At 50.6% G+C, this 830-nt stretch carries 2 protein-coding genes; both read right to left on the bottom strand.

Features of this window, described 5'->3' with window-relative positions; translation table 11 throughout:
• Window positions 1-306: DUF411 domain-containing protein (locus ASU03_RS19070; RefSeq protein ID WP_057833289.1), on the bottom strand; the 306-nt coding region annotated here is incomplete at its 3' end.
• Between the two features lie 162 nt (window positions 307-468).
• On the bottom strand, window positions 469-830 hold a 362-nt coding region (locus ASU03_RS19065; protein ID WP_197411313.1), incomplete at its 5' end, for a copper resistance protein B.

The following is an 830-nucleotide window of genomic DNA, read 5'->3' as shown; positions in this document are numbered from 1 at the left end:
TATTTGCTCAGCCGGCACGTGGCCTTCAACAAACTTCCCGTTGATCATCGCGGTGTGACAAGACGAGAGTCGTGGAGCGACACCCAGATCTAGTTTGAGAGCACTCATGTTGGTTTCTTCATGATCGATGACGGTGAAGCCATTGGCCTCAAGATGCTGAATCCATTTTTTGCAACATCCGCAGTTTGCATCACGATGCACATCGATGGTGAGGGCCTGCGCCGCTTGAGCCGTTGAGCCAATGAACAGCGCGGCGAATGTTGCGATACGCAGAAATCGACTTGAAAGTCGGAAGCTACCTGTCATGAATATTTCCTTTTCCCTCGGAGACGGCGAGATGTTCCATGAAGCAATAGAACCCCACTCAAGCGTTTATGCCGCTGCAAAGGTTACATTGAAGGATCTACTTTAGAGTCGGGGAGCCAACTCCCCGATCATTTGAATCCGTAGGGCTAGTGCTCAAATCGCTCAGAACCACATCCGAATACCAGCTACAAATCGGGCCTCGTTTGTTTTTTCCCCTTCATCGCTGGCCAGGTCAGCCGTTTTACCGTATGAGCGATTCCAGCTAACACCAATGTAGGGTGCGAATTGACGAGTAATTTCGTAGCGCAACCGCAGGCCTAGTTCGGTGTTGGCCAATCCAGATCCTATGCCGCGCTGAGGATCATTTTTCCCGTACAAGTTTACTTCGGCGGTCGGCTGCAAGATCAGGCGATTGGTCAACAGGATGTCGTAATCGCCTTCAAATCGAGCAGCGGTTTGACCGTTCTCACCAATATAAGCAGTCGCTTCAGCTTCAAAGTTATAGAGGGCCATGCCCTGAATAC

Source organism: Colwellia sp. TT2012, assembly GCF_001440345.1.
GTDB lineage: Bacteria > Pseudomonadota > Gammaproteobacteria > Enterobacterales > Alteromonadaceae > Colwellia.
This window is presented reverse-complemented; position numbering and strand designations above follow the sequence as displayed.